At 43.0% G+C, this 24,153-nt stretch carries 24 protein-coding genes, 5 tRNA genes and 3 pseudogenes; 27 read left to right on the top strand and 5 right to left on the bottom strand.

The window, feature by feature from the left end; all coding sequences use genetic code 11:
* From VZ94_RS03580 to VZ94_RS03570, 3 genes are all read left to right on the top strand, one after another.
* A partial coding sequence (locus tag VZ94_RS03580) for a hypothetical protein (protein ID WP_052700187.1) occupies positions 1-1,008 on the top strand: 1,008 nt, incomplete at its 5' end.
* A gap of 57 nt (positions 1,009-1,065) precedes the next feature.
* Entirely contained in the window at positions 1,066-1,281 is a 216-nt protein-coding gene (locus VZ94_RS03575) for a type II toxin-antitoxin system HicB family antitoxin (protein ID WP_045778189.1), read from the top strand.
* On the top strand, positions 1,278-1,472 hold the full coding sequence (locus VZ94_RS03570) for a type II toxin-antitoxin system HicA family toxin (RefSeq protein ID WP_052700186.1): 195 nt from the start codon (positions 1,278-1,280) through the stop codon (positions 1,470-1,472). The genes VZ94_RS03575 and VZ94_RS03570 overlap by 4 nt, the downstream gene beginning before the upstream one ends.
* Before the next feature lie 42 nt (positions 1,473-1,514).
* Here the strand turns inward: VZ94_RS03570 and VZ94_RS03565 are convergent, their stop codons facing one another.
* The 5 genes from VZ94_RS03565 to VZ94_RS33445 are packed head-to-tail and all read right to left on the bottom strand — an operon-like array spanning position 1,515 to position 5,136.
* Positions 1,515-1,931 carry a M67 family metallopeptidase gene (locus VZ94_RS03565; RefSeq protein WP_045778188.1) on the bottom strand — a complete coding sequence of 139 codons (417 nt, stop codon included), beginning with the start codon at positions 1,929-1,931 and terminating at the stop codon, positions 1,515-1,517.
* Positions 1,932-1,949: 18 nt separating this feature from the next.
* Positions 1,950-2,789 (bottom strand): peptide chain release factor N(5)-glutamine methyltransferase, encoded by an 840-nt coding sequence (prmC, locus tag VZ94_RS03560; protein WP_045778196.1) that lies wholly within the window; start codon positions 2,787-2,789, stop codon positions 1,950-1,952.
* Positions 2,790-2,793: 4 nt separating this feature from the next.
* Entirely contained in the window at positions 2,794-3,879 is a 1,086-nt protein-coding gene (gene prfA, locus VZ94_RS03555) for a peptide chain release factor 1 (protein ID WP_045778187.1), read from the bottom strand.
* Complete coding sequence (gene hemA / locus VZ94_RS03550) at positions 3,876-4,952, bottom strand: glutamyl-tRNA reductase (protein ID WP_275575118.1); 1,077 nt, start codon at positions 4,950-4,952, stop codon at positions 3,876-3,878. The genes prfA and hemA overlap by 4 nt, the downstream gene beginning before the upstream one ends.
* A complete protein-coding gene (locus VZ94_RS33445) occupies positions 4,861-5,136 on the bottom strand; it encodes a glutamyl-tRNA reductase (protein ID WP_275575117.1) in 276 nt (91 codons plus the stop codon). Before VZ94_RS33445 ends, hemA begins: the two co-directional genes overlap by 92 nt.
* Positions 5,137-5,319: 183 nt before the next feature.
* On the opposite strand from VZ94_RS33445, the gene VZ94_RS03545 reads away from it, so the two are divergent.
* From VZ94_RS03545 to rpsG, 24 genes and pseudogenes are all read left to right on the top strand, one after another.
* Positions 5,320-6,594 carry a tetratricopeptide repeat protein gene (locus VZ94_RS03545; RefSeq protein ID WP_239649598.1) on the top strand — a complete coding sequence of 425 codons (1,275 nt, stop codon included), beginning with the start codon at positions 5,320-5,322 and terminating at the stop codon, positions 6,592-6,594.
* On the top strand, positions 6,549-7,079 hold the full coding sequence (locus VZ94_RS27860) for a tetratricopeptide repeat protein (RefSeq protein WP_239649597.1): 531 nt from the start codon (positions 6,549-6,551) through the stop codon (positions 7,077-7,079). The genes VZ94_RS03545 and VZ94_RS27860 overlap by 46 nt, the downstream gene beginning before the upstream one ends.
* A 12-nt stretch (positions 7,080-7,091) precedes the next feature.
* Positions 7,092-7,664: a lipoprotein insertase outer membrane protein LolB gene (gene lolB / locus VZ94_RS03540; RefSeq protein ID WP_082081355.1), complete on the top strand. Its 573-nt coding sequence runs from the start codon at positions 7,092-7,094 to the stop codon at positions 7,662-7,664.
* The gene (ispE, locus tag VZ94_RS03535) at positions 7,654-8,526 is read left to right on the top strand and encodes a 4-(cytidine 5'-diphospho)-2-C-methyl-D-erythritol kinase (protein ID WP_045778186.1); all 873 of its coding nucleotides are present in this window, start codon (positions 7,654-7,656) and stop codon (positions 8,524-8,526) included. Before lolB ends, ispE begins: the two co-directional genes overlap by 11 nt.
* A gap of 1 nt (position 8,527) precedes the next feature.
* A tRNA-Gln gene (locus VZ94_RS03530) sits at positions 8,528-8,602 on the top strand.
* Between the two features lie 36 nt (positions 8,603-8,638).
* Positions 8,639-9,592: a ribose-phosphate diphosphokinase gene (locus tag VZ94_RS03525; protein ID WP_045778185.1), complete on the top strand. Its 954-nt coding sequence runs from the start codon at positions 8,639-8,641 to the stop codon at positions 9,590-9,592.
* A gap of 49 nt (positions 9,593-9,641) precedes the next feature.
* Positions 9,642-10,251 (top strand): annotated as a pseudogene (locus VZ94_RS03520) (50S ribosomal protein L25/general stress protein Ctc).
* A complete protein-coding gene (gene pth / locus VZ94_RS03515) occupies positions 10,244-10,807 on the top strand; it encodes an aminoacyl-tRNA hydrolase (RefSeq protein ID WP_045778183.1) in 564 nt (187 codons plus the stop codon). The pseudogene VZ94_RS03520 and the gene pth overlap by 8 nt, the downstream one beginning before the upstream one ends.
* 60 nt (positions 10,808-10,867) lie before the next feature.
* Positions 10,868-10,951: transfer RNA gene (locus VZ94_RS03510), tRNA-Tyr, on the top strand.
* A 12-nt stretch (positions 10,952-10,963) separates the two neighbouring features.
* A tRNA-Gly gene (locus VZ94_RS03505) sits at positions 10,964-11,037 on the top strand.
* Between the two features lie 10 nt (positions 11,038-11,047).
* Positions 11,048-11,123, top strand: a tRNA-Thr gene (locus VZ94_RS03500).
* A gap of 145 nt (positions 11,124-11,268) precedes the next feature.
* A tRNA-Trp gene (locus VZ94_RS03495) sits at positions 11,269-11,344 on the top strand.
* A 58-nt stretch (positions 11,345-11,402) separates the two neighbouring features.
* The gene (gene secE, locus VZ94_RS03490; protein ID WP_045778182.1) at positions 11,403-11,780 is read left to right on the top strand and encodes a preprotein translocase subunit SecE; all 378 of its coding nucleotides are present in this window, start codon (positions 11,403-11,405) and stop codon (positions 11,778-11,780) included.
* A gap of 1 nt (position 11,781) precedes the next feature.
* Positions 11,782-12,316, top strand: a pseudogene (nusG, locus tag VZ94_RS03485) (transcription termination/antitermination protein NusG).
* Positions 12,317-12,412: 96 nt separating this feature from the next.
* Positions 12,413-12,844 carry a 50S ribosomal protein L11 gene (gene rplK, locus VZ94_RS03480; protein WP_045778181.1) on the top strand — a complete coding sequence of 144 codons (432 nt, stop codon included), beginning with the start codon at positions 12,413-12,415 and terminating at the stop codon, positions 12,842-12,844.
* Positions 12,844-13,542 carry a 50S ribosomal protein L1 gene (gene rplA / locus VZ94_RS03475; protein WP_045778180.1) on the top strand — a complete coding sequence of 233 codons (699 nt, stop codon included), beginning with the start codon at positions 12,844-12,846 and terminating at the stop codon, positions 13,540-13,542. The genes rplK and rplA overlap by 1 nt, the downstream gene beginning before the upstream one ends.
* Positions 13,543-13,721: 179 nt before the next feature.
* The gene (gene rplJ, locus VZ94_RS03470; protein WP_045778179.1) at positions 13,722-14,249 is read left to right on the top strand and encodes a 50S ribosomal protein L10; all 528 of its coding nucleotides are present in this window, start codon (positions 13,722-13,724) and stop codon (positions 14,247-14,249) included.
* Between the two features lie 38 nt (positions 14,250-14,287).
* Positions 14,288-14,665, top strand: coding sequence for a 50S ribosomal protein L7/L12 (rplL, locus tag VZ94_RS03465; protein ID WP_045778178.1), 378 nt, complete (start codon positions 14,288-14,290; stop codon positions 14,663-14,665).
* A 125-nt stretch (positions 14,666-14,790) separates the two neighbouring features.
* Positions 14,791-18,868: pseudogene (rpoB, locus tag VZ94_RS03460) on the top strand (DNA-directed RNA polymerase subunit beta).
* A 51-nt stretch (positions 18,869-18,919) separates the two neighbouring features.
* Positions 18,920-21,541, top strand: a complete 2,622-nt coding sequence (rpoC, locus tag VZ94_RS33440) for a DNA-directed RNA polymerase subunit beta' (RefSeq protein WP_500684248.1) — start codon at positions 18,920-18,922, stop codon at positions 21,539-21,541.
* Positions 21,477-22,349, top strand: coding sequence for a hypothetical protein (locus VZ94_RS33435; RefSeq protein WP_500684247.1), 873 nt, complete (start codon positions 21,477-21,479; stop codon positions 22,347-22,349). The genes rpoC and VZ94_RS33435 overlap by 65 nt, the downstream gene beginning before the upstream one ends.
* A gap of 133 nt (positions 22,350-22,482) precedes the next feature.
* Positions 22,483-23,124: a hypothetical protein gene (locus VZ94_RS33430; RefSeq protein WP_500684246.1), complete on the top strand. Its 642-nt coding sequence runs from the start codon at positions 22,483-22,485 to the stop codon at positions 23,122-23,124.
* Positions 23,125-23,277: 153 nt separating this feature from the next.
* Complete coding sequence (gene rpsL, locus VZ94_RS03450; protein WP_045778177.1) at positions 23,278-23,652, top strand: 30S ribosomal protein S12; 375 nt, start codon at positions 23,278-23,280, stop codon at positions 23,650-23,652.
* A gap of 17 nt (positions 23,653-23,669) precedes the next feature.
* The gene (rpsG, locus tag VZ94_RS03445; RefSeq protein ID WP_045778176.1) at positions 23,670-24,140 is read left to right on the top strand and encodes a 30S ribosomal protein S7; all 471 of its coding nucleotides are present in this window, start codon (positions 23,670-23,672) and stop codon (positions 24,138-24,140) included.
* Positions 24,141-24,153 lie beyond the last annotated feature (13 nt).

Genomic DNA, 24,153 nt, shown 5'->3' with positions numbered 1-24,153 from the left:
ATGAACGTATTTCGGATTATTGCTGTGCTTGCTGTGTTAATAAGCAGCGCTTGCGTGAATCAACCTGCGATGCAACAAGCGTCATTGCAACCGCGTAAGTCTGTTGCTCATCACGCTAACTATGATGCTTCGCCGGTTTATTCGTCTGGAATAGGTGATTTAGTGTTACGCAAGCAGGTCTTTGATTCCGAATTGGTGATTACTGGCGAGCAACGCTTTGCCGGTTCGATTAGCTCGATACGGTTTCGCGGCAAAGAATATATCGACGTTGCAGATAACGGACGCCAGTTACAAAGCGCTGTGTCTTATGATGATTTGGGCGAGTGTGATAATCCAACAGAAGCCGGTACACGCGAGGATAGAGGGCGTAAAACGTCTAGTGTGTTAAAGTCCGGGGTTGTGCGTGGTAGTACATTAAGCACGGTTACGCAAATGGCGTATTGGGCGCCACCTAATACGCGCTATAGCAAACCGAAAGCGACGCGAACGCAAGGTAAAGATTACTGCGGTGCTAGACCTGATGCGTTATACACACGCAACAAGACAGTTTTGAGCCGTGATGTGTTAACAAAACAAGTGACGATAGGTGTCGCGGGTATGCCTAATGTCATTGATTATAAAGTTCAATTTCAAGTACCTGAAGCCCATAAAACCGCTGCCTTTGAGGCGTTATCTGCGCATTTGCCGCGCGAATTTAGCCGGGTTGATTTAGTCGATTTAGCGCGAGGGCGTTTAATGCCAGCGGTCGAGGGTGCGCCTAGAGATAAACCGGTGATTATCTCTACCCCTAATGGTCAACATGCGTTAGGTGTATATTCGCCTATGCTGCCAAAGCCTGGTTACACTTATGGCTGGTTTTTGCTGCCACAAGTGAGTAAGTGGAATTGTACGTTTCGTGAACGTGATATTCGGCCGGGAAATTATAATTATGAAGCAATGGTTGTGATTGGCACGCGCGACGAAGTGTTTGAGGCGATAGTTGCTTTGCCGGGGCGTTTAGGAAGATAGCTGATGTTCTTTGATAGGGTGGTGTTTATTATTTGCTGTTTAGTATGGATTTAAAAAATGATGAAGCAATTTGATGTGGTTATTGAAAAAGACTCCGAAGGTTATTTTGTAGCTTCTGTTCCTGCGCTAAAAGGTTGCCATACGCAAGCTAAGTCGCTGGATGTTCTTATGGAGCGTATTCGTGAAGCGATTGAGCTTTGTTTAGAAGTTCAGGGTTCGGTCTATGAGCCACTAGATTTTATTGGTGTGCAACGAGTTTCCGTTGTCGCATGACATCTTTTCCAAGTGTAACGGGTAAAGACTTATTACTTGCTTTGAAAAAAGCCGGTTTTTCGCTGGTGCGAGTAAAAGGCAGTCATCATTTTGTGCAACATGCTGATGGTCGTTCAACGATTGTCCCTGTTCATGCGGGTGAAACTATTGGGTCTGGGCTAATGAGCAAAATCCTTCGGATTGTGAATTAAGCCGTGAACAGTTACAAAAACTTTTATGAATATCCTAACGCTCTAATTTTCTAGCGCTAATTCGACTTCAGTATACTGGTTTGCCTGTAGCTTAAAGCCCCGCATCTCCAAAATGCCTTTGGTATTCAGTGAGATAATTAGATAAAGCGCATTAGGATAAGCATTCATGGTGATGTCGTCGGTGGAGGGTATAGCGGGAGCGGTAGGGTGAGAGTGGTAAATCGCAAATAATTCTTCACCTTTTTCCCGCATCGTTTTCATCGCGCTGAGCTGCTCTGCGGGGTCGAGTAGAAATTGGCGATGAGCGTGTTCGGCGACATTGCTAATCGGATAACAATGTCTAGGGTTGCCGTTTTCAGCGCCGATTAAGCCGCATACTTCTTGTTCTGGCGAGAGCTGTGCTAAGTGCAGTAGTTGTATCGTGAGAAGGCGGGGGATGTGGTAGTGTGGTGTGCTCATAGTTTTGGATGCTAAATGTTAAACGATTTTTTGGCCTAGAGTGACGCGTGGCTGGCCTGCTAAATCTGTGTAGGTGTGTACGGATTGGTAGTTATGGTTTTTCAATAGGGTTTGTACTGCAGGTGCCTGGTCATAGCCGTGTTCGAGTATTAAATAACCGTTGGTGCTTAAATAAGGCCAGCTATCAGCAATAATCGTGCGAAGGCTATTTAAGCCATCTATGCCGGATGCGAGTGCATTAATAGGCTCAAAGCGCAAATCACCTTGCTGTAAATGTGGGTCAGTTTCAGCGATATAAGGTGGATTGCTGACGATAATGTCAAACGTTCGTATTGGTATATTGGCAAACCAGTTGCTTTGATAAAACTGTATGTGTTGTTGGTGATGCTCAGCGTTGTGTTGGGCAATAGCTAGCGCGGCGGGGCTTATGTCGCAAGCATAAACCTGAGCATAGGGACGCTCTATTGCGATAGTAATCGCGATGATGCCAGAGCCTGTGCCTAAATCTAATACGCTTAGGGGCAAGTCCTTAGCGATACGCGCTAAGCTTGTTTCGCACAATAATTCGGTATCTGGACGCGGAATTAAGACATCGGGCGTAACAATAAAATCATGTGACCAAAATTCTCGGCGGCCTAAAATATAGGCCATGGGTTGGCCTTGTTGGCGTTGTCTTAATAGGTTGGTGAAAGCTTGATAGTCGGCATCGGGTATATCAGCGTTAGGCCACGCACGTAAGAAAGAGCGTGGCTTGACTAAACTGTGAGCAAGTAATAATTCAGCTTCTAATCGGGGCGAGTCGGTGCATGGGGTTAATAATGTTATCGCCTCTGTGAGTGCTGTTTGGACGGTGAGCATGAGTTTAGTCATCACCCAGTTGGGTGAGCAACTCCGCTTGATGTTCACTGATTAATGGCTGTATGACTGGCTCTAAGTCGCCTTCCATGATGTCTTCTAGTTTGTAAAGCGTTAGGTTAATCCTATGGTCAGTGAGGCGGCCTTGTGGATAATTGTATGTGCGGATACGTTCTGAGCGGTCGCCGCTACCGACTTGTAATTTTCGTGCTGCCGATTGCTCTGCTTGGTGCTTTTCTTGTTCTGCGGCTAATAAGCGTGATGCTAATAGCGACATGGCGCGTGCTCTATTTTTATGTTGTGAGCGCTCGTCTTGGCATTCGACCACAACACCCGTGGGGATATGAGTAATGCGTATCGCGGATTCGGTTTTGTTAACATGCTGACCACCAGCGCCGGAAGACCTAAAGGTATCCACTTTAAGATCGGCTGGATTTATGTCAATGGCATCGACTTCATCAACTTCGGGCATAATCGCAACCGTACATGCTGACGTGTGAACACGGCCTTGTGACTCGGTTTCTGGCACACGCTGTACACGGTGCGTACCTGATTCAAATTTTAATTGTGAGTAAACGTCACGACCTGACACGCGCATAATGACTTCTTTGTATCCGCCGTGTTCGCCAGGGTTTTCACTAATGATTTCCGTCTGCCAGCCTTTACGTTCGGCAAAGCGCTGATACATGCGCGATAAATCACCGGAGAATATTGCGGCTTCGTCGCCACCCGTACCAGCTCGGACTTCTAAGAAAATATTACGGGTGTCGTTGGGGTCTTTAGGTAGTAACAGCAGTTGCAGCTCATCGTCTAATTCGGTTATTGCGCTATTGGCATCGTTGATTTCTTCTTTGGCTAATTCTCTTAATTCAGCATCGCTGTCGTTAGCCATTTCTTTGGCCGATGCTAGCGCCGATAATGCGGTTTGATAGCGTTTGTAACACTCGACCAGTGGGCTGATTTGTGCATATTCTTGGCTTAGTGAACGGAATTGGTTTTGATTGCTTTGTACTGAGGGTTCTGCGAGTAAGCCCTCAATTTCGTCAAAGCGCTCGCATAAGCTTTCTAATTTGGCTTGTATGGATGGTTTCATTGGGTATTGCTTAGTTTGAAAATCTCACGCGCTGCAGCGATTAAGTCATGACGGTTATTTTCTGCAGCGTATTTAAGTTGGGTCGTTGGGATATGAATAATTTTGTTGGTTAGCGTATAAGCTAGCCGGTTTAGGGTTTCCTCAGGGTTGGCGCCATTTTTTAGCTGGCTTAAAGCTTTTTGTAAGACTTCATCGCGTAAGAGTTCGGCGCTCATTCGGTAGTCGCGTATGGTTGATTGCGCACCTTGGGCACGTAACCAAGCAAGAAAATATTCGACTTGAGTATCTATGATTTCTTCGGCTTGTTCGGCGGCTTGTCGACGCGAATTCATGTTTTGGTCGATGGTATGGCGTAAATCATCGACCGTGTACAAATAAACATCACGTAGTTGCTCAACTTCAGCTTCTATATCACGCGGAACTGCTAAATCTACCATAAACATGGGCTTGTACTTACGCTTTTTCAGTGCGCTTTCGACTCGACCTTTGCCTAAGATAGGTAACGGGCTGGCTGTTGATGAGATAACAATGTCAGCTTCTGCCAAGTGCATCGGTAATTCGCTTAAGTCAATCGCGTAGCCGTTAAACTGGGTGGCTAGCGTATGTGCTTTGTCATAGGTTCGATTGGCAATAATAATGCGGCCTATGCCTTGTTGGGCTAAGTGTCTAGCCGTTAATTCTATGGTTTCGCCCGCGCCAATTAATAACGCCGTTTGCTCGCTAAGCTTAGCAAATATTTGCTGGGCTAGTTGTACGGCGGCAAAAGCAACCGATACCGGGCTTGAGCCAATCGCTGTATCGGTACGGACTTTTTTGGCGGCGTTGAACGTATGTTGAAACAGCTTGCCCAATTGTTTGCCTATGGTTCCTGCATCACACGCGACATGGTAGGCGGTTTTCATTTGGCCTAAAATTTGCGGTTCGCCAAGTATCATAGAGTCTAAACCACACGCAACTCGGAACATGTGTCGAATGAGCTGGTTATCGACATGGGTGTATAAAAAAAGGGCTAAATTCAGTTGCGCTAATATTTTTATTTTGCGCCATCCAATCGATGAGGATTTGTTGGTCATCGGTGTTGGTCGTGCAATAAAGCTCGGTGCGATTACAGGTTGATAAAATCGCTGCTTCACTAATTTGCTCAACTAATGTTAGGTCTTTAAGTGACCTGGCTAACTCGTCGGCAGGGTAAGATAAGCGTTCGCGTATCGCAACCGGAGCGGTATTGTGATTAATCCCTACGGCAATAAGAGTCATAATGTTTGGGTGGCTTTAAACGTATGGTCTAGCTTAGCTTTTCTTTAAAATACCAGTATATTATGTCGCTGGAATGCAATAAATAGAATAGCTTTTGTTGAAATCGCATTGTTACGCATCCGAATTTAGCGGATTTCTGCTAATCTATCATCATATTTTAGCTATTACCTGCCAGGATTGTGAGTGTTCATTTATAGAGTTATAAGCATTATTGGTATTTTGGGCTTGAGTGCTTGCGCAACAGCGCCAGAGCAACCAGCTGATTCAGCCGTGCCCGCTATTGTACCTGAAGTTAAGTCGGCTCCGGTGAAGGATGAGACAAAGCCTAGTATTAAACAAGACGTTAAAACCGCTATTGACCCTGATGTTTTGTTTATGTTGTTAACTGCGGAGCTCGCTGGACAAAGAGGGCAGTATGAAATTGCTCTGGAAGGCTATTTAGAAGCTGCTAAGCGGGTGAAAGATCCACGCTTTGCCGAGCGCGCAGCGATGATTGCTATGTACATGAAAGATAGCAAAAAAATAAATGAAGCAGTTGCTTTATGGTTACATAGAGAGCCAGATAATCTGACCGCTAGAAAGCTGGCGGCATTATCAGCTTTTAGAGCTAGTGATAAAGCTGCCGCTTTTGCGCACACTGAAGCGTTGTTATTGGCTGATCCGGCCGGATTTGAAAAGACTATGTTGGAATTAATAGGCGTTTTACAAAAAGATGCCAAGACAAAGTTGCTTTATCAAATTATGGCTGAGCTCGCGCAAAAGCATTCTAAGCAGGCGACAGTATTTTTTGTGCAAGCGCTATTGGCTATGCAAATGAATAATAAAGACCTAGCTGAGCAGAGTATTGACAAAGCATTAACGCTTCAACCGGGATGGGATAAAGCATTAATGCTGAAATCGCAGCTAGCTATGGTGTCGGGCGATATGACGCAAGCTAAGAAAGTATTGCAAGAGGCTATATTGAAATATCCTAAGGATACTAAGCTAAAGAAGATGTTGGCCCAGGTTTTAATTAAAGCAAAAGCCTATGGCGAGGCCATGCAGGTGTATCAGCAGCTAGTCGATGCTGATTCCAAAGACAAAGAAAGTTTGTTTGCCCTAGCTTTGGTGTACATGCAATTGAATCAGGACGCACAGGCTGAGCAAATTCTTGAGCGCCTTTTGCTTGATTCGGAATGGCAGTCTCAAGCAGGTTTTTATCTTGGTAAATTGGCTGAAAAACAAGGCGATACTGCTAAAGCGTTGGCTTTATACGATAAAAGTGAAAACGGTTTTTATGCGTTTGACAGTGCAGTGTCGGCTGTGACCTTATTGGCAAGGCAAAAGCAGTTTGATGAAGCGCAGCAGCGCTTAACTGAGATGGTTAAAAAATTTCCTAAGCATGGTGGGCGTATTACGTTATTGCAAGCGAGGTGTTTAATCAGCAAAAGCACTATCAAAAAGCATTTGAGCTGTTAACGCAGGCGCTGTTGGCTCAGCCTGATGATAAGGATTTGTTATATATGCGCGCTTTGATGGCTGAGCGGATTGGTAATCCGTCGATGATGGAGGCGGATTTAAAGAAAATCTTAGAAAAAAATCCCGATAGTGCAGAAGCTTTAAACGCATTAGGGTACAGTTTAGCTGATAAAACAACGCGCTATGCTGATGCTGAAAAATATTTAAGACGTGCGTTAGCGTTACAGCCTGATGAAGCAGTAATTTTAGATAGTTATGGCTGGTTGCAATATAAGTTAGGTCGTCATCAGCAAGCATTGGACTATTTACAACGAGCTTATTCTAAACAGCAAGAAAATGAGATTGCTGCTCATATTGCGGAAGTGTTATGGGTTTTAGGGAAAAAGGAGCAAGCGTTAAAGATATTTGACGCAGCGATTAACAAAGCGCCTGATGACGAATATTTATTAGACTTTAAGCGCAGAATTTTAGATAACGCTAAATAACGGATTATTGAAGTGCGTCATTCATTATTTTTAGTGCTGATATTTATGCAGTTATCAGGCTGTTCCATGTTTATGGCTACGCCTCAGACGACAGGCTATTCGCGGCAAGAATTAATCTCTCATTATGACTTGCAGCGTTGGATGTTTGCTGGACGAATTGCTGTGACGAGCAGTAAGGATTCGTGGACGGCTAATATTGCTTGGCAGCATGTGGCGGAGCAGGAGCATTTAAAATTGTCTGGGCCTTGGGGGCAGAGTGCAACTACGATTGACTTGAATCAACATGAAGTTGTCATTAATCGGGGAACAGAGGGGCAAAAATCTTCCGTTGAACCAGAAATATTTATTCAGCAGCAATTAGGTATTGCGGTGCCTTTATTAGCCTTACGGTATTGGGTGCTGGGTTTGCCTGAGCCAGGGCAAAATTATCAAGATGTGGTGTCTGGGTTTTATCAGAATGGTTGGTTGGTTGAGTATCCTCTAATGCAAGTAGGCGAGTATTTATTGCCTAAGAAAGTAATTATTACTCACCCGAAAGTTAAATTAAAGCTAGTAATAGATCAATGGAATTTTAATGAATCTTGAATCGGATTTAGGTTGGGGGAAAAAATGGCCTGCACCAGCTAAAATTAATTTGATGTTACGAATTATTGGTAGACGTGCTGATGGTTATCACCTGCTACAAACAGTGTTTCAGTTTATTGAGTTATCGGATTGGCTAAGTTTTTATCCTGTCAGTGATTCTTCAGTCAAATTGCGTAAGCCGTTGCTGGGAGTTGCTGAAAATGATGATTTGACTGTGAGAGCAGCAAAGCTATTGCAGCGTGAGACGGGCTGTCGTTTAGGTGTAGAAATTGCCGTCGAAAAAAACCTGCCTATGGGTGGTGGTTTGGGAGGGGGGAGTTCTGATGCGGCAACAGTATTGTTGGTATTGAATCGATTATGGGGTTTAAACTTAAGTATTGAACAATTGATGGCATTGGGATTATCTTTAGGTGCTGATGTGCCTGTATTTGTTTTTGGTTATGCGGCTTGGGGTGAAGGTGTTGGTGAAAGTCTCACTAAAATTGACCTTAAAGAACAATGGGTTGTTATCATTAAGCCAGATTGTCATGTTAATACTAAACAAATTTTTTCATCTGATAATTTGACAAGAGATAGTAAATCTATCACAATAGACGACTTTATAGCTGGACAGCACAACAATGATTGCTTGCAGGTAGTATGTGAGGCATATCCGCAAGTTCATCAGGCGCTAGCAGATTTGTCGGTGTATGCGGAAGCTAGATTGACAGGTACGGGTGCTTGTGTTTATGCGTTGTTTGGTTCTGAGGAGCAAGCTCAGTTTGCGTGTCAGGCATTATCTGCTAATTGGCATACTTATGTGTCAAGATGCGTCAATGAATCGCCGTTGCTTTCGTGTATGAAAGTAGGTGCAAATTTATAAATGGGTCGTCGCCAAGCGGTAAGGCACGGGGTTTTGATCCCCGCATACCAAGGTTCGAATCCTTGCGACCCAGCCATTTATCATCTGAGTTAACTCTGTTAGGAGTCCTTGAATGAATGACGCCTCCATGATGGTGTTTTCTGGTAATGCTAATTTGGCTTTATCTGAGGGAATAGTAAAAAAGCTTAACATGCGCTTAGGGATGGCGGCTGTTGGTAGGTTTAGTGATGGTGAGATAGCGGTTGAAATTGAGGAAAATGTTCGAGGTAAGGATGTTTTTGTTATTCAATCGACCTGTCCGCCAACCAATGAAAACTTAATGGAGTTGTTGGTCATAATTGATGCTCTGAAGCGGGCGTCAGCGTCGCGTATTACAGCGGTTATGCCATATTATGGCTATTCGCGCCAAGATAGGCGTTCGCGCTCGGCTAGGGTGCCTATTAGTGCTAAGCTTGTTGCTAAGATGATTGAGCAGGCGGGTGCGAGTCGATTGTTGACTGTTGATTTGCATGCTGATCAAATTCAAGGTTTTTTTGACATTCCGGTTGATAATGTTTATGCGTCGCCGATTTTGCTTGGTGATATATGGCGTCAGCAATATAAAGATTTAATTGTTGTTTCGCCTGATGTGGGCGGGGTTGTTAGGGCAAGAGCCTTGGCTAAACGGCTTGGTGATGCTGATTTGGCAATTATTGATAAGAGGCGTCTAAAAGCTAATGTGTCAGAAGTGATGCATATCATAGGTGATGTTGAAGGGCGTGTCTGTATTTTGATTGATGATATAGTTGATACGGCCGGTACGCTATGCAAAGCAGCTGAAGCGCTTAAAAAACATGGAGCTATAAAAGTAGTTGCTTATTGTACGCATCCTGTGTTGTCGGGTGAGGCAATGGTGAATCTGCAAGGTTCGGTGCTTGATGAATTGGTGGTTACTGATACGATACCTTTGAGTCAGCAGGCTGTGGCATCTGGAAAGATTAGGCAGTTGACAGTTGCTGAGATGTTGGCTGAAACGATTAGGCGTATTGCTGTTGGTGAATCAGTTAGCTCATTGTATGTCGATTAGTTGTAGATATTGAAATAAGGTTTGGCCTGGATGGGCGGAGAGTTTGAAGATGTCTAATGTGTTTGAGTTTGTTGCGCAAAAGTCGTGCTGAAGCAGGTAAAAGCGTTGCTAGAAGAGTGCGTCGCCAAGGCGATGTGCCGGCTGTGATTTATGGTGCTCACAAAGACCCGCAAATGATTGTATTAAATCATAATGAAGTGATAAAGCATTTGGAGCATGAGGCGGTGTATTCTCATATTTTGGATGTGACAATTGATGGTAATACTGAAAAAGCGATTCTTAAAGCTGTTCAGCGCAATCCTTCCAGGTTTCAGGTTATGCACTTGGATTTTTTGCGTGTAGACATGTCTGAGGCTGTGAAAGTGCATGTGCCACTGCATTTTATTAACGAATCATCTTCAATTGGTGCAAAGAAGGGTGGGATTGCTACGCACTCAATGGTAGATGTAGAGGTGTCCTGCTTGCCTTCCGCATTGCCTGAATTTATTGAGGTTGATATGGCGAATCTTGATATCGGTGAGTCGTTGCATTTATCAGATTTAGTATTGCCGAATGGGGTTGAGGTTGTTGCTTTGGCTCAAGGTGCAGAGCATGATTTGCCAGTAGTTTCTATCATGTCGGCAAAAAGGCGGCAAAGAAGACGCGGCATAAATGATTAAATTATTGGTTGGTCTGGGGAATCCGGGTCGTCAATACGAAAAAACTCGTCACAATGTTGGTTTTCTGTTTTTAGATAAAGTTTTTGCGTCTTATGGTTCGGCGTGGAATGTTGAATCTAAATTTCAGGGTATTATGGCTGAGTGTTCTGTGGCTGATAATAAATTGTTGTTATTAAAGCCTCAAACATTTATGAATCGTAGTGGTTTGTCTGTTGGTCAAGTGCTGCGATATTTTAAGCTCTCAATTGATCAGGTTTTAGTGATTCATGATGAGCTTGATTTAAGTGTTGGTGTATCTCGCCTGAAAAAAGGCGGTGGTCATGCGGGACATAATGGATTAAGAGATATTATCCAGCACTTAGGTAGTAATGATTTTTATAGAATGCGTATAGGGATTGGTCGGCCTGCTTCTGGTATTTCGGTAGCTGATTATGTGTTATCGGCGCCGATGAAAGAAGATATGGATATGTTAAATGGAGTTTTAGATGAGGTGTTGAGTTATTTGCCTCAGATAGTCGCTGGAGATATTTCAGTGGTTATGAATAAATTAAATTAAGCTTCACGTTTGTTTGACAATTTATAAAAAATAGTCGATAATATTTGACTAACCCGATATGGAGGGGTTCCCGAGCGGTCAAAGGGGGCAGACTGTAAATCTGTTGGCTCCGCCTTCGGAGGTTCGAATCCTCCCCCTCCACCATAACTTAGATATGCGGGTGTAGTTCAATGGTAGAACTCCAGCCTTCCAAGCTGATCACGTGGGTTCGATTCCCATCACCCGCTCCATTCTGTTTGTGCTCATATAGCTCAGTAGGTAGAGCACTTCCTTGGTAAGGAAGAGGTCACCGGTTCAAATCCGGTTATGAGCTCCAGGTTGCTGATAATCGGTTTTGTTAATAGTGTTGTCAGTAAGTTAATTTAATATGGTGTTTGTTGTCTTGGTTCGCTGGTTTATTATTGCTTGAATCAGTTTGGCTAATACTGTATGATAATTAGCTCTTTAAGGTTTGTCTGAATAGGTCAGTAGTTCAATTGGTAGAATGGCGGTCTCCAAAACCGTTGGTTGGGGGTTCGAGACCCTCCTGGCCTGCCACTCAGGGTGATTCAAATCTAAGTCCTTCATTTCATAAGAATAATCATAAGAATAAAGCATGAGTAATCAATCGGAAGCTACAACATCAGTGCTTGATGTTGTTAAGCAGGTCTTTTCAGCTATTTTTTTAGTCGCTGGTATTGTCGCTTTTTATTATTTTTCTGAAGTGCAGTTATTGTACCGGGTGCTAGGTCTGATTGTTATTGTTGGCTTAGTCGCGGCTATGATGTTCACTACCGATTTGGGGCGTTCAGTTTGGGCTTTCTTTTTGGAGTCAAGGCAAGAAGTAAGGAAAATCGTTTGGCCCGGTAAAGACGAAACCATGCGTACAACTTTATTGGTGTTTGCGATGGTGTTTGTTGTGGGTATTATTTTGTGGGTGCTAGATATGGCTCTGTTTCAAGCAGTTCGATTGTTAACCGGACAAGGCGGGTAGTATGTCTTTACGTTGGTATGTTGTTCACGCCTATTCAAATTTTGAAAATAAGGTTAAGCAAGCGCTAGAAGAAAGAATAAAGCGTGAAGGTTTAGAGCAATACTTCGGTAAGATTTTGGTTCCTACTGAAGAAGTTGTTGAAATGCGTATGGGTCAGCAGCGTAAAAGTGATAGAAAATTTTTTCCAGGTTATGTGTTAGTCCAAATGGAATTGACAGACGAGACCTGGCATCTTGTTAAAGATGTGCCTAGAGTGTTAGGTTTTATCGGTGGTACATCAGATAGGCCTTCACCTATCTCTGAAAAAGAAGCAATTGTCGATTTTAAATCGTGTGGAAGAAGGTGTTAATAAGCCTAGGCCTAAAGTGTTGTTTGAAGTAGGTGAGGTGGTTCGTATTATCGATGGTCCGTTTAAGGATTTTAATGGTGTTGTCGAAGAAGTTATATACGAAAAAAGTAAATTAAAAATATCAGTTTTGATTTTTGGTCGCTCTACATCTGTGGAATTAAATTTTTCTCAAGTAGAAAAAAGCTAAAGTCGATTCATCACTATAATCCCTGTCTCTTATAAAGACGGGGATTTTTGTATCTAAGGGGAGCTGAAAAGCGCTAGTACCCATTCGGAGTTATAAATGGCAAAAAAAATAACCGCATATATTAAGCTGCAAGTTAAAGCAGGCGAGGCAAATCCTAGTCCGCCGGTTGGTCCAGCGTTGGGTCAGCGTGGTGTCAATATTATGGAATTTTGTAAAGCATTTAATGCAAAGACTCAGGATGTCGAGAAAGGCATGCCTTTGCCCGTTGTTATTACTGTATACAGTGATCGTAGTTTTACATTTATTACTAAAACGCCGCCTGCATCAATTTTGCTGAAAAAACTTGCTGGTATTAAAAGCGGTAGTAGTAATCCGAATACTAAAAAAGTTGGGACTGTCACGAGAGCGCAATTGGAAGAGATTGCTAAAATGAAAATGGAAGATTTGACAGCCGCTGACATGGATGCTGCAGTTAGAACAATTGCTGGTAGTGCTCGCAGCATGGGCTTAAATGTGGAGGGTGTGTAATGGCAAAGTTATCGAAAAAATCGAAATTGATTCGTCAAAAAGTGACGAGAACTAAGCAATATACATTAACTGAAGCAGTTGAGTTGTTAAAAGAATTTAAAACCAATAAATTCGAAGAATCTATTGATGTCAGCGTAAATTTAGGTGTTGATCCTCGTAAATCGGATCAAAACGTCAGGGGTGCAACAGTATTGCCTAATGGAACGGGTAAAACGGTAAGGGTCGCTGTATTTACTCAAGGCCCAAACGCTGATGCTGCTCGCGCTGCAGGTGCCGATATTGTTGGTATGGATGATTTAGGTGATTTAGTCAAGAAAGGCGAGATGAACTTTGATGTGGTCATTGCGTCGCCTGATGCTATGCGAGTCGTGGGTCAGTTAGGTCAAATTTTAGGCCCTAGGGGCTTAATGCCTAACCCTAAAGTCGGTACAGTGACTGCCGATGTGGCTACTGCTGTTAAAAATGCAAAATCCGGCCAAGTTCGTTATCGTACTGATAAATCAGGTATTATACATTGCACGCTAGGTAAGATTACGTTTGATACGTCAGCGATACAGGGCAATTTAGAGGCTTTGCTGGCAGATTTGAAAAAGGCCAAGCCTACTGCTGCTAAAGGTGTTTATATTAAAAAGATTACATTGTCGTCAACTATGGGTCCAGGCTTATGGTTAGATCCTAGTAGTTTAGGCGGTCAATAACAAGCTTTGGGTTGCCGTGTAAACGGTAACCGTCAAAGACCGCAGGTGTTGCAAAACTTAATTTTCCTGCGTAGACGGAAACTGGAACCCAACATAAATCTGGGGAAAAGAGCCGTAAGGAGCATCATTAGATGCATGGTATTCATTCTGAATAATCAGAACAAAGACGGAGGTAAACTGTGGCACTCAATTTAGATAGCAAAAAAGCTGTCGTAGAAGAAGTCGCTGCAATAGCCGCTAAAGCTCATTCTGCTATAGCCGCCGAATATCGTGGTATGTCCGTAACCGAGTTAACAGAGTTACGGAAAAATGCCAGAGCCTCGGGGGTGTATTTGCGTGTTGTGAAAAACACCTTGACACGCCGTGCTGTTACAGGAACTCAATTTGAGTGTATGCAAGATGGGCTCGTTGGTCCATTAATCATGGCATTTTCATTAGATGATCCAGGTGCAGCGGCGCGTTTGATTGGTGAGTTTTCAAAAGGTCACGATAAGTTGATTCCAAAGGTGATTGCGTTTGGTGGTCAGTTATTTGGACCATCTGAATTAAGCCGATTGGCAAGTATGCCTACTCGCGATCAGGCATTGGCGACATTAATGTCAGTCATGAAAGCGCCAGTGGAAAAATTTGTTCGTACGTTGGCAGAACCACACGCAAAATTGGCCCGCACTATTATGGCTATTAAAGAACAGAAAGAAGCGGCTTAAGCTTATATTTAACCAGTTAGAATTTAGAGGAATCACAAATGGCATTATCTAAAGAAGAAATTTTAGATGCTATCGCGAATATGACGGTAATGGAAGTTGTTGAATTAATTTCAGCAATGGAAGAAAAATTTGGTGTCTCGGCCGCTGCGGCTGTTGCAGTTGCAGCGCCTGCAGCAGCCGCTGCAGCGCCTGTGGTAGAAGAGCAAACTGAATTTGACGTTATCTTAACTGGCTTCGGTGAGAACAAAGTTGGTGTAATTAAAGCAGTGAGAGCGATTACAGGCTTAGGTTTGAAAGAAGCGAAAGATGCTGTTGAAGGCGTTCCAACCACTTTGAAAGAGGGTGTGCCTAAAGCAGAAGCAGACGATATTAAAAAGCAGCTTCTTGAAGCTGGCGCTACTGTCGATATTAAGTAATATCGATAGCGTTAAAGACAATATCACTTATTGTCCATGTAAGGCTGGTGGCCATGTCACCGGCCTTTTACTGTTTGTCATAAGTTGACAATAGATCCCACCACAACAAAAGGTTTGGAAGCAATATGTCCTACTCTTTTACCGAAAAAAAGCGTATCCGAAATAACTTTGGCAAAAGCGACGAAGTACTAGAAGTGCCGTATCTTTTAGCAATGCAAATCAATTCCTATGCCAGCTTTCTACAACTGGGCACAGCACCTGAGAAGCGCGATAACATGGGGTTGCATGCAGCTTTTTCTAGTGTATTCCCGATTGAAAGTCATTCCGGCTACGCTGTACTGGAATATGTTAAATACCGGCTTGGTGAGCCAGTATTTGATGTGAGAGAGTGTCAGCAGCGAGGCGCTACATTTGCAGCACCTCTGAGAGTATTAGTGCGTTTAGTTATCTACGATAAAGATGCGCCGGCCAGTGCAAAAGTCGTTAAAGATATTCGTGAGCAAGAAGTCTACATGGGTGAGTTACCTTTAATGACGGAAAATGGTACTTTTGTTATTAATGGTACTGAGCGCGTTGTGGTTTCGCAGTTACATCGCTCACCCGGTGTGTTTTTCGATCATGACAAAGGTAAAACGCATTCATCAGGTAAGTTATTATTTAATGCTCGCATCATTCCTTATCGTGGTTCCTGGTTAGATTTTGAATTTGACCACAAAGATTGCGTATACGTGCGTATAGACAGACGCAGAAAAATACCTGCGACGATATTGCTCAGAGCATTAGGCTACGACAACGAAGAAATGATTAAAATTTTCTTCGAAACGAATAAGTTTACGATTAGCGCAGACAAAATATTATTTCACCTTGTCCCTGAGCGTATGCGTGGTGAAATTGCGGCTTTTGATATTAAATGCAACGGGCAAGTACTGGTCGAGGAAGGCCGTAGAATCACGGCTAAGCATATTCGAGAAATGAACAAGGCGGGTCTGACACAGGTTGAAGCACCAAGAGAATACTTGGTCGGTAAAATTCTCGGCCATAACCTTATTTCTGAGGTAACTGGAGAATTAGTCGCGCATGTCAACGACGAAGTCACGGAAACTTTAATCGATCGTGCTGTTGAGGCTGGAATTACTGATGTTAATACGTTGTTTGTAAATGATCTCGATAGAGGCCCATATATTAGCAATGCGATGAAGCTAGATGTGACGACTAATGCTTTGGAGGCGTTAGTTGAGATTTATCGTATGATGCGTCCAGGTGAGCCGCCTACAAAAGAGTCAGCAGAGAATTTATTTCAAAATTTATTTTTTACTGACGAGCGCTACGATTTGTCATCAGTAGGGCGCATGAAATTCAATCGCAGATTAGGGCGCGAGCAAGCGACAGGCACAGGTACGCTAACCAAAGAAGATATTATTGACGTGTTAAAGGAGTTGATAAATATCCGTAATGGTAATGGCAGTGTTGACGATATTGATCATTTAGGTAATCGTCGTGTCCGCTCTGTGGGCGAGATGATAGAAAATCAATTTAGAGTTGGCCTAGTAAGAGTCGAGCGTGCTGTTAAAGAGCGCTTATCAATGGCGGACTCTGAAGGCTTAATGCCACAAGAAATCATCAATGCGAAACCCGTATCGGCAGCCGTTAAAGAGTTTTTTGGTTCTAGCCAGTTGTCGCAGTTTATGGATCAAAACAACCCGTTATCACAGGTAACGCATAAGCGCCGGGTGTCAGCATTAGGACCGGGTGGTTTAGCCAGGGAGCGTGCGGGATTTGAGGTACGCGACGTACATGCCACGCACTATGGTCGAGTTTGTCCAATTGAAACCCCAGAAGGCCCCAATATCGGTCTGATTAACTCTTTATCAGTATATGCTCGTACTAACGCATATGGTTTCTTAGAAACACCTTATCGTAAAGTGGTTAATGGTCATGTGACTAATCAAGTTGATTATTTGTCAGCCATTGAAGAAGGTGAGTTCGTTATTGCTCAGGCGAGTGTAGCGGTTGATGAAAATGGCAAGTTAGTCGATGGCCTAGTGTCATGCCGTCATAAAGATGAGTTTACGTTGGCAATGTCCGATACCGTACAGTATATGGATGTTTCATCTAAACAAATCGTATCGGTAGCGGCATCAATTATTCCATTCTTAGAACACGACGATGCCAACAGAGCGTTAATGGGCTCAAATATGCAGCGGCAAGCAGTACCTACGTTGAGAGCTGAAAAGCCATTAGTCGGTACAGGCATGGAAAGAACAGTTGCAAAAGACTCCGGCGTGACAGTTGTCGCTGAGCGTGGCGGTAAAATCGAAGCGGTTGATGCGGCTAGAATTGTAGTGCGCGTAAACGAAAATGAAACAAGGTCCGGTAGTCCAGGCGTCGATATTTACAATTTAATCAAATATACCCGCTCCAACCAAAATACTTGTATTAACCAAAAACCTTTAGTTAAGCCGGGTGATGTTGTTAGCGCTGGAGACATTATTGCCGATGGTCCATCGACTGATATGGGTGAATTGGCGTTAGGTCAAAATATGTTAGTCGCCTTTATGCCGTGGAATGGCTATAACTTCGAAGACTCAATCTTAGTGTCTGAGCGTGTGGTCAGGGAAGATCGCTTTACGACGATACATATTGAAGAAAAAACCTGTGTTGCGCGGGATACCAAGCACAGTCCTGAAGAAATCACCGCTGATATTCCAAATGTCAGCGAAGAGGCGTTAGCTAAACTTGATGAATCAGGTATTGTGTATGTCGGTGCCGAAGTTAAAGGTGGCGATATATTAGTTGGCAAAGTAACGCCTAAAGGCGAAACACAGTTAACTCCGGAAGAAAAACTACTAAGAGCTATTTTTGGTGAAAAAGCGGCTGATGTTAAAGACACTTCGCTAAGAGTACCTAGCAGCATCGAGGGTACGGTAATCGATGTGCAAGTTTTTACCCGAGATGGTGTAAAAAAAGACAAACGTGCAGTCGATATTGAGCAGCAAGAGATAAAACGTTTTAGAAAAGATTTGGACGATCAGCTAAAAATCTTAGAAGAAGACATTTATTTACGAATAGGCAAGATGTTATTGGGTAAATTGGCTTTGTCAGGTGTAGGTCAGTTATCTGGTAATTCTGAAGTTACGCAAGACTATTTAGATTCAATAAAGCGCTCAGACTGGTTGAAGATAAAGATGAAGGATGAAGATTTGAATCTTCAACTAGAGGTTGCTGCCGCTAAAATAGAGCAATTGCGTAAAGAATTCGATGAAAAATTCGAGGATAAACGTAAAAAAATTACCATGGGAGATGATTTGGCTCCGGGTGTTTTGAAAATGGTTAAAGTTTATTTAGCTGTTAAAAGACGCATACAGCCGGGCGACAAAATGGCAGGACGTCATGGTAATAAAGGGGTTATCTCAATGATTAGGCCTATCGAAGATATGCCGTATATGGAAGATGGTACGCCAATCGATATAGTGTTAAATCCTTTAGGCGTACCTTCGCGGATGAATGTGGGTCAAGTATTAGAGACACATTTAGGCTGGGCTGCAAAAGGCCTGGGTATCAAAATAGGTAAAATGCTCGAAGCTAAAGCTAAGATTCAGGAAATTCGCGAGTTTTTTGGAAAAAATATATAACAGTAGCGGGCATCAAGAAGATTTGAACTCACTAACGGACCAAGAAGTTTTAGAGATGGCTGCCAACTTGATACCTGGCGTTCCTATGGCGACTCCTGTGTTTGATGGTGCTAGCGAGGAAGATATTCGTATGATGTTGAAGCTCGCTGACATGCCTGAGCATGGTCAAATAAAACTGTATGATGGTTTAACAGGTGATCAGTTTGAACGTGAAATTACAGTTGGCTATATGTACATGCTGAAATTAAACCATTTGGTTGACGATAAGATGCATGCGCGCTCCACAGGGCCTTATAGTTTGGTGACTCAGCAACCGTTGGGTGGAAAAGCTCAATTCGGTGGTCAACGTTTTGGAGAAATGGAAGTCTGGGCGCTAGAAGCTTATGGGGCAGCATATACGTTGCAAGAGATGTTAACGGTTAAGTCAGATGATGTAACTGGTAGAACACGCATGTATAAAAACATTGTTGATGGCGACCATAAAATGGAAGCGGGTATGCCTGAATCATTTAATGTGTTGATTAAAGAAATACGCTCGTTAGCAGTCAATATTGAATTAGAGCGTGATTAATCAATTAACATCCAGTTGCCAGTAAAAGAACCAAATTGAGAGGATAAGGTCTTGAAAGATTTAATGAACTTCTTAAAGCGTCAGGGTCGAACAGATGATTTTGATGGCATTAGTATAGGATTGGCATCACCAGATATGATTCGTTCCTGGTCTTACGGCGAAGTAAAAAAACCAGAGACAATTAATTACCGTACGTTTAAACCAGAGCGTGACGGTTTGTTTTGCGCGAAAATATTTGGACCAGTAAGTGACTATGAATGCTTATGTGGCAAATATAAACGGTTAAAACATCGTGGTGTTATTTGCGAAAAATGCGGTGTTGAGGTGACCTTGTCCAAGGTTAGACGCGAGCGTATGGGGCATATCGACTTAGCGAGTCCTGTAGCGCACATTTGGTTTTTAAAATCTTTGCCATCGAGAATCGCATTACTGCTTGATATGACATTGCGTGAAATCGAGCGCGTATTGTATTTTGAGTCTTTTGTTGTGCTTGACCCAGGTATGACGCCGTTAGAAAAAGGTCAATTATTAACGGATGATGAGTACCTAGATGCGGTAGAGATTCATGGTGATGATTTTGTCGCAAAAATGGGTGCTGAGGCTATTTACGAGCTGTTAAAAGACATCGATTTAAAGCAACAAGTCGAACAGTTGAGAGAAGAAATTAACTCTACCAACTCGGAAACTAAAATAAAAAAATATGCTAAGCGCTTAAAAGTAATGGATTCTTTGCTGGCATCTAAGAACCGTCCGGAATGGATGATTTTGCAAGTGCTACCCGTTTTGCCACCGGAATTGCGTCCTTTAGTGCCATTAGACGGAGGTCGTTTTGCGACGTCTGATTTAAACGATTTGTATCGCCGAGTGATAAATCGTAATAACCGCTTGAATCGATTATTAGATTTGAATGCACCTGACATCATCGTGCGCAATGAAAAGCGTATGTTGCAAGAATCGGTTGATGCGTTATTGGATAACGGTCGACGCGGACGTGCAATAACAGGCACTAACAGAAGGCCATTAAAATCCTTAGCCGATATGATTAAGGGTAAACAAGGTCGCTTTAGACAAAATTTGTTGGGTAAACGTGTCGATTATTCCGGTCGTTCAGTAATCGTGGTAGGACCTACTTTGCGGTTGCATCAATGTGGTTTACCGAAAAAAATGGCGCTTGAATTATTTAAGCCTTTTATTTTTAGCAAGCTGCAATTGAGAGGTCTTGCAACAACTATTAAAGCAGCGAAAAAAATGGTTGAGCGCGAAGGCACAGAGGTATGGGATATTCTCGAAGAAGTGATTAGAGAGCATCCGATTTTATTAAATCGCGCACCGACATTACATCGCTTAGGCATACAAGCGTTTGAGCCAACGTTGATTGAAGGTAAGGCGATTCAATTGCATCCTTTAGTATGTAGCGCATTTAACGCTGACTTTGACGGCGACCAAATGGCTGTCCATATTCCATTATCAATAGAAGCGCAATTAGAGGCGCGTACATTAATGATGGCGACTAATAATATTTTATCGCCTGCCAATGGCGAGCCGGTTATTAACCCATCACAAGATGTGGTATTAGGTTTGTATTACATTAGTCGTGAAAAAGTGAATGCTAAAGGCGAAGCGTCTATTTTTGGCTCAGTTGGCGAAGTTCAACAGGCATTAGCCGCGAAGACCGTTGAATTACAGACCAAGATACAATTGCGTATTACTGAAAAAGTAGAAACTGAACCCGGTGTTTATGTCAACAAAACCCATAGAGTTAAAACAACAGTGGGTAGGGCTTTAATTTGGGAAGTTGTACCCGACAGAATGCCTTTCGATTTGGTTAATTGCGATATGACAAAAAAGAACATTTCGCGCTTAATAAATTATAGCTACCGCTTCTTAGGTAATAAAGATACGGTGGTGCTAGCTGACCAAATCATGTATTTAGGGTTTAGGTATGCAACGATAGCAGGTGTGTCTTTCGGTATTGAAGATATGGCTATTCCGGCTAAAAAAGCAGAAATCATCAAATCAGCCGAAGCCGAAGTTAATGAAATTCAAGCGCAATATGCATCAGGTCTAGTTACAGACGGCGAGCGTTACAACAAGGTTGTTGATATTTGGTCTCATGCCAATGATCAAGTTGCAAAAGTTATGATGGATGGTTTAGGAGAAGAAGCCGTTCTCGATAAAGATGGCAATTCAGTTAAGCAAAAATCCTTTAACTCGATATTTATGATGGCGGAGTCTGGCGCTAGAGGTTCAGCGGCCCAGATTCGTCAGTTAGCCGGTATGCGAGGCTTAATGGCAAAACCAGATGGCTCGATTATTGAGACTCCGATTACTGCGAATTTCCGTGAAGGTTTGGACGTATTGCAGTACTTTATTTCTACGCACGGCGCTCGTAAAGGTTTGGCTGATACAGCGTTAAAAACTGCGAACTCAGGTTATTTGACGCGACGACTAGTTGATGTTGCGCAGGATTTAGTCGTCACTACTCAAGATTGTGGCACCGTGAATGGCTTAGTGATGATGCCTATTATTGAAGGCGGTGATGTCGTTGAGCCATTATCTGAGCGAGTTTTAGGGCGTGTTGTTGCGCAAGATGTGTTTGATCCTACGCGTGAAAAAAGTTGTAGTGCCTGCAGGGACGCTGTTAAGCGAAAATTGGGTCTCTGTATTAGATGAGCATAGCGTAGATCAAGTGGTGGTTAGGTCTGTTATTACCTGTGAAAATCGCCATGGTGTTTGTGCTTACTGTTATGGTCGTGATTTAGGTAGAGGACATCTTGTTAATATCGGTGAAGCAATTGGCGTTATAGCGGCTCAATCAATAGGTGAGCCAGGCACGCAATTGACTATGAGAACCTTCCATATCGGCGGTGCAGCGTCACGTTCCGCAGCGATTAGTAATGTTCAGGTAAAATCTGCGGGTACGGTAAGATTAAGTAATTTAAAATCAGTTACTAACCGAGAAGGTCATTTAGTCGCCGTGTCTCGTTCAGGCGAGGTCGGTGTTGTTGATGATTATGGGCGTGAAAGAGAGCGTTACAAAATTCCGTATGGTGCTGTCTTGTCGGTGCAAGAAGGTGCGAAGATTAATGCGGGCGATATTATCGTAACCTGGGATCCTTTTACCCATCCGGTTATTACTGAGGTAGATGGTGTTGTAGAATTGGTTCATTTCGTTGATGGTGTCACCGTACAAAAGCAGTCAGACGAAGTCACCGGCTTAAGCTCATTAGTGGTTATCGATCCTAAACAGCGCGGAAGTGCAGGTAAGGAGCTAAGACCAATGGTGAAATTACTTGATAAGGAAGGTAATCCAATTTTCTTACCGGGTACTGAGATTCCAGCTCAATATTTCTTACCGGCTGGGGCAATTGCCGGCATCAAAGATGGCGGGGAAGTTAAGGTTGGTGATGTATTAGCAAAAATACCACAAGAGTCTAGTAAAAACGCGCGACATTACCGGTGGTTTACCGCGTGTTGCTGATTTATTTGAAGCGCGTAAAACTAAAGATCCTGCGATTCTTGCCGAAATTAGCGGTACGATTTCTTTTGGCAAAGAGACGAAAGGTAAGCAGCGTGTCATTATCACTGATTCGCATGGCGAGCAAGTTGAGACATTGATTCCTAAATGGCGTCATATCACAGTGTTTGAAGGTGAATATGTCGAAAAAGGCGAAACAATTGCTGAAGGTGAATTAACGCCACATGATATTTTGAGACTGAGAGGCGTTGAAGAGCTGGCTAACTATTTAGTTAAAGAAATTCAAGATGTATATCGCTTGCAAGGTGTGAAAATCAACGATAAGCATATAGAGGCAATCATCCGGCAAATGTTGCGAAAAGTTGAAATTACCGCAGCGGGTGATACGGCCTTCCTAAAAGGCGATCAAGTTGAACGTGCTCAGTTGCGTGCTGAAAATGACAAAATGGAAACTGAAGGAAGAATTCCTGCGAGCTATGAGCCTGTTCTGTTGGGTATTACTAAAGCCTCATTGGCAACTGAATCCTTTATTTCTGCAGCGTCTTTCCAAGAAACAACTAGAGTATTAACTGATGCTGCCGTTCGTGGTTTAAGTGATGGTTTACAAGGGCTTAAAGAGAATGTCATTGTTGGGCGTTTGATACCAGCAGGCACAGGATTGGCTTATCATGAAAATAGAAAAAATCGTTCTTTAAGTCACAGCCAAGCCGCAGAAAGTGATGCCGCATCGGTTATGGATACTGAAGAGGCATTAAAACAGGCTTTAAATATTCAATAACTGAAAAAATGTTTGACGAAGAATGTAAAGCCAAGTAGAATTACCTGCTAACGTCAGCTAAGCCGATAGGTCTAGCCCATAAATAACCGCCGATATGTAGGCGGTTAGTTTTTTATTGTCGGCAGTTATAAAGTAATCGGAGTATACAAATTTATGGCCACGATTAACCAGTTGGTTCGTAAGCCGCGCGCTAAAAAAGTAGAAAAAAGCAATGTGCCTGCGTTGGAAGCTTGTCCTCAACGCAGAGGTGTTTGTACCAGAGTGTATACAACAACGCCTAAAAAACCAAATTCTGCATTAAGAAAAGTTGCAAGGGTTAGGCTTACGAATGGCTCAGAAGTGAGTAGTTACATCGGTGGAGAAGGGCATAATTTACAAGAGCACTCTGTTGTATTGATACGGGGTGGTAGGGTAAAAGATTTGCCGGGTGTTCGTTATCACGTGGTTCGCGGTAGCTTGGATGCCTCAGGTGTTAATAATCGTAAGTGTGGTCGTTCAAAATACGGCACTAAGCGTCCAAAAAAATAATTAGGAATTGATGACTTATGTCTAGAAGAAGAGTAGCTACTAAAAGGGAAATAATTCCAGATCCAAGATTCAATAGTGTCATGTTGACCAAATTTATGAATATGGTGATGGAGAGTGGCAAGAAATCGATAGCAGAAGGTATTGTTTATGGCGCTTTGGATGTGATTGAGCGGAAAGGTCATGCTGTGCCTTTAGATGTGTTGTCAAAAGCACTGGATAACGTTCAGCCTAAAGTTGAGGTTAAGTCAAGGCGGGTTGGTGGTGCGACTTACCAAGTGCCTGTTGAAGTGCGGCCGTCAAGACGTATGGCATTGGCGATGCGTTGGTTGATTGAAGCTGCTAGAAAGAGAAGTGAGCGCACTATGTCGGCGAAATTGGCCGGTGAGTTAATGGATGCTTTTGAGAATAAAGGTTCTGCGGCTAAGAAGCGTGAAGATACGCATAGAATGGCAGAGGCTAATAGAGCATTTTCTCATTATAGGTTTTAGTTTTTTATAGGCG

This window comes from Methylocucumis oryzae (assembly GCF_000963695.1).
In the GTDB taxonomy this organism is placed as follows: domain Bacteria; phylum Pseudomonadota; class Gammaproteobacteria; order Methylococcales; family Methylomonadaceae; genus Methylovulum; species Methylovulum oryzae.
The sequence above is the reverse complement of the archived record's forward strand: the minus strand, read 5'-3'. Positions and strand labels throughout refer to the sequence as shown.